This window comes from Acidovorax sp. LjRoot204 (assembly GCF_056175785.1).
The window spans coordinates 1-4,023 of record NZ_JBGFFF010000256.1; the positions used below are offsets into that span (position 1 = coordinate 1).

Genomic DNA, 4,023 nt, shown 5'->3' on the forward strand with positions numbered 1-4,023 from the left:
TCATGGCACGGGCCATTCGCTCATCCATGTTGCCTTGGCCGTCGATGCGGTCGGGCTTGATGCCTAGGGCTGCATACAGCTTCGTGGTGGCCCAGAAATCGATGGTTGCGCCCGCAGGCTCCCCCACCTTGTGCGACATCTGCTCGTTCACGATGTCGTGCAACAGGTCTTCCCACGAGTCGCCCCGCTTGAACTGCTCTTGCTCAGGGAAGATCAGCCGCTTCTCATCCTCGCGGCTGGGCCAATACTGTTCCCCGGCCAGCACGCGGTGCAGCGCCTCGGCCAGCAGCTGCCCGCGCAACTCGCGCAACAGCTCCACATTCACCGATAACACCTCGAGCGGCCAAAACCGCCGGTCGCCCGTGGCATCCTTCAGAAAGGTGTCCGCATTGGTTGTGCCCACGTTCACAAAGTGCCGTGGCGCCTTGATCATCTGCGCGCCATACGGTGGCCGGTACAGATCTTCCTGCACGCTCAGATACTGCTTGATGGCCGTGCTGTCCGCCTTGTTCAACGACTCCAGCTCGGCCGACTCCACGATCCACGCCAGCTGCTGCGCCATGAGGGAATCCTTCTCCCCCACCTTCGTGCCGTTGTCGGTGAAGAACGGCGCCGCAATAGCCCGGAAAGCAGTGGACTTCGTCAGGCCCTGCTCCCCCTTGATGATCAGCATGTAATCGAACTTGCACCCTGGCTGGATGRCACGCTTGACCAAGCCCATGAAGAAGCACCGACCGATCAGGCGCGCATACTCCTGCAGCCGCTCACGCTCCGCAGGGTCCTTGCGCTCAGGGAACCCATACACCTGCGACAACCACGTATCCAGGCGGTCCACACGGTCCCAGGTCTCAGCCTTGATCAGGTCCACCACCGGGTTAAAGCGATGCGAACGCGCCGCCATCAACACACCATCGCGCAGGGTGCCCTTAGCTTTCACGCCCAGGCGATGAGACCGCAGCAGGTACTCCCCCAGCATCAGGTCGTCCTCTTCGTCCCACTCGCCCGCAGCGTGCCCCCAGGGCGTTGCGCGGCTGCGCTCAATCAAGCGGGTGAAGTCATTCAGCTTGGCCAAGCCCTTCAGCTCAGGGTCCAGCAGCAGCGCATACATCACGTTCTCGCGGCAATCCATGGGCCGCCCGCGATGCATCACCAGCTTGTTGTACAGCTCCACCAGGTCGCCGTCCGCATCTTCGTCGCCGTCATCACCCCCGCCGCCACGGCGCTGGCGCGGCGGCTTGCCACCCCCGCCACCATCAGCCGCAGGTGCAGCTGCAGGCGCTGCGCCCGCGTCATCTGCCCCCCCAGCGGGAGCCGAATTTTTCGCGCGGGGTGCTGGCGTTGGGCTCAGCTGGATGCCCATCACCTGCGCAAGCCACTTCAAGGCCTCGGCGGGCTTGGCCGTGCCGGGGCCCCACTCCATCACCAGGTCAACCGGTGTGCGCTTACCCTGGCGATGGTCCCCCATGTCGGCCACACCGAAATCCACGATGCCCTCGGGCTTGATCGACAGATCCTCCTGCAGGTCCCGCCCGAGCGCTTTGCTGGTCACCCGGTAGCCCTGCCCGCTGGCCGACTCCTTGCCCCCGAACAGCGTTGGCACCCAGGCATGCAAAGCCTTCATGGCCTCGCCGTTTACGTAGGCGAAATCATCCCGCCCCTCGCGCCCACCCGGAACATGGGCGCTGCGCGGTGCAGCCTTCGCAGGCGCTGCCCCCTGGTACTTCTGCTTGGCCTCGGCAATCGTGGCGTGCATGCGCTTGATGGCGCCATCCTCGGCAAGCAACACCTCCAGGGGCGTGCCCTCCATGTGCCTGCCGGTCACGGTGAAGTATTGCTTCTCGCAAAACATCTCCACGCCAATGTCGTTCGACTTGGCCGTGGCCGTGTGGCCCTCCACGTAAATGTGCAGGCCCTTGCCCGATGGCGAGAACTCCGTGAACGAATGGAACGCCTGCACGATCTTGGCAGCACGGTCGCCCAGCTGGCCGGTGGCCGGGTTAAAGCACTTGTCCAGGTCAATGCCTATCAGGCCATCGCCTGGCAGAAAGCCAAAGCCAATCCCTGTCCAGGCCTTCTCAGTGCCCGCAGCACGCTCAAACGCGCGCCGCACCACCGGCAAGGTAGCCAGGCGCATGCGGTCACGGTCGTCACCCTGCCCGCCCGTGCGGCGCCCGCCCTGCACGTAATACGGCACCTTCAGCCAAGCGCTGCGCTTCGCATCCCATTCAAACTTCCACAGCACCCACTGCTGCGCCTGCGCGAGGCGGGCCGGTATGGTGTCCCATACAGGCGGCTCAACTTGCGGCGGTGCGGGTGGTGTGGTTGAAGTTGCCGAAGTCGGCTCACCCATGTGCAGGCCCTCCCGCACACATAGCCGGGTACAAACCGGCGTCCCTCCCGCCAGCGGCTTGGTTCAACAGCATCCGATTACCCCCAGGCCCGCACGGCGCCAGTAAGGGCAGCAACAGCATCATTTGCGGCCAGCGTCATCGCGCCGGGCCGGTACTCAGCCACCGGCTTATTGCGGTAGTCCACCCTGCGCGTGTTCACGCGGTGCACCACGCCAGCCCGCACCATGTTTTTCATGGTGTCCTGTGCAGAGTCCAGCCCCACGCAGGCCCGGTGTGCAATCTCGCGCAGGCTGGGCCCGTGCTCAGGGTCTTGCACCCCACTGGCCAGGGCTGCGCAGGCATCTAGCAGCGCCTTGCGGATCTCACCGGCGGGCCTCATGCCGCACCCCCTTGCCGCCGGGCAGCACTCACTTCATAGGCCCGGTCTACCTCCGCCTGCAGCTGCGTCGCCGTGGCAATCAACTGCCCCACCTCGCGGCGAATGCTGTCCCGCTCGTTCTCGGTGATCTGGCCATCCTCCAGCGACTCGCTCACCTCGCGCACCACGTGGCTTTGTTCACGCAGCACATCACCCAGCCGGGCCAGCACGTTGTCGCCGCCCTCAGCCAGCACGCTGGGCAATTGAAAGGTTCCGCGCCCACACTGGGCTGCAAACGCCTCCAGGATGCGGTAGTCCCTCGACAAAACCGTGAGCTTCACAGCAGTCTCCAGGCCCAGCTTTGCAGTGCCCGTGCAGGTCACCTCATGGCTCAGCGTGGTGCCAGCCTTGCCAATGCGAGGGCCCAGGCTGGCCGCCCCGCCTTCATAGTCGTTCACCACGTTGTACGCGGCATCAAGCACATTCATCATCACAGCGCCCCCGATGTGTTGTTACTGACAAAAGCGCCCCGCCCGCATGACACTGCGGCCATGAACGAGAGGGGCGCCGAATGGAAACGAATAGAGAAAAGAAAGCACCCACCACGCAGGCATGCGAAGCACCACGCACTTGCCTGCGCGCGGCACACCATGTGGGAAAGGAGCAGAAACCCGGCGGCATGGCCGTGGGCGTGGAACCGGGCGCCTGCCCTCTTCCGGCTTACGATGGCAACTCCTACATCACCAATGCCAGAAGGGGCAGACATGACGCTCGACGTATTCGACAAAGCGATTTCACGCAAAGGCATCCCCACCCATTTCAGAGATGCAGCAGTCGAACTGAACGACACCATGGAACTCGCATGGGCCTCTGCCCAATCAGTGTTTGGCAAAGCCGCCAAACCCGAGCACGCGATTGCATTGCTTCCAATGTTCATGGAGCGGGCAGACGCGATACGTCGACAACTAGAAGTCGGGGAACTGCTTGGTACGGCTCCCGCACCCACACCTGCACCAACGAAGCCAAGTCGGGCAGCTCGCCCTGGTTCATCAAAGGCAACTTGACCTCTGCCGACAGAAAGTCATCTTTGTTGAGGTGGCTTGGCCATGGCCGCGAAACATCGCTATGCATGGCCGCCCACCCGCGCAACTTGAGCTAGCCCGACAACAAGGAGGTATCCCTTATGAAGCTGGACCGCGAACTGCAGCGCCGCATCCTTCAAGACATGTGCAATATCTACCCAGACCTTTGCACCAAGGCTCCGACCGATTGGGACCCCGACGAGGACAAGACCATTGCCAATCTGGCCTATCT

The 4,023-nt window shown here is 63.4% G+C and carries 4 protein-coding genes; 1 reads left to right on the forward strand and 3 read right to left on the reverse strand.

What is annotated here, in order from left to right:
* The 3 genes from AC04MI_RS23895 to AC04MI_RS23905 form a co-directional block, all read right to left on the reverse strand.
* A partial coding sequence (locus AC04MI_RS23895) for a VapE domain-containing protein (protein WP_476498895.1) occupies positions 1-2,350 on the reverse strand: 2,350 nt, incomplete at its 3' end.
* 77 nt (positions 2,351-2,427) lie between these two features.
* A complete protein-coding gene (locus tag AC04MI_RS23900) occupies positions 2,428-2,730 on the reverse strand; it encodes a hypothetical protein (RefSeq protein ID WP_476498896.1) in 303 nt (100 codons plus the stop codon).
* Positions 2,727-3,200, reverse strand: a complete 474-nt coding sequence (locus tag AC04MI_RS23905) for a phage regulatory CII family protein (RefSeq protein ID WP_476498897.1) — start codon at positions 3,198-3,200, stop codon at positions 2,727-2,729. The genes AC04MI_RS23900 and AC04MI_RS23905 overlap by 4 nt, the downstream gene beginning before the upstream one ends.
* 273 nt (positions 3,201-3,473) lie before the next feature.
* Here AC04MI_RS23905 and AC04MI_RS23910 point away from each other — a divergent pair, with 273 nt between their 5' ends.
* Positions 3,474-3,773, forward strand: a complete 300-nt coding sequence (locus AC04MI_RS23910; protein ID WP_476498898.1) for a hypothetical protein — start codon at positions 3,474-3,476, stop codon at positions 3,771-3,773.
* The last annotated feature ends 250 nt before the right edge of the window (positions 3,774-4,023 follow it).

Bases quoted from the DNA above. Each gene is read 5' to 3' on its own strand.
- AC04MI_RS23900 (WP_476498896.1), bottom strand. From the start codon at position 2,730: ATGAGGCCCGCCGGTGAGATCCGCAAGGCGCTGCTAGATGCCTGCGCA.
- AC04MI_RS23910 (WP_476498898.1), top strand. From the start codon at position 3,474: ATGACGCTCGACGTATTCGACAAAGCGATTTCACGCAAAGGCATCCCC.
- AC04MI_RS23905 (WP_476498897.1), bottom strand. From the start codon at position 3,200: ATGATGAATGTGCTTGATGCCGCGTACAACGTGGTGAACGACTATGAA.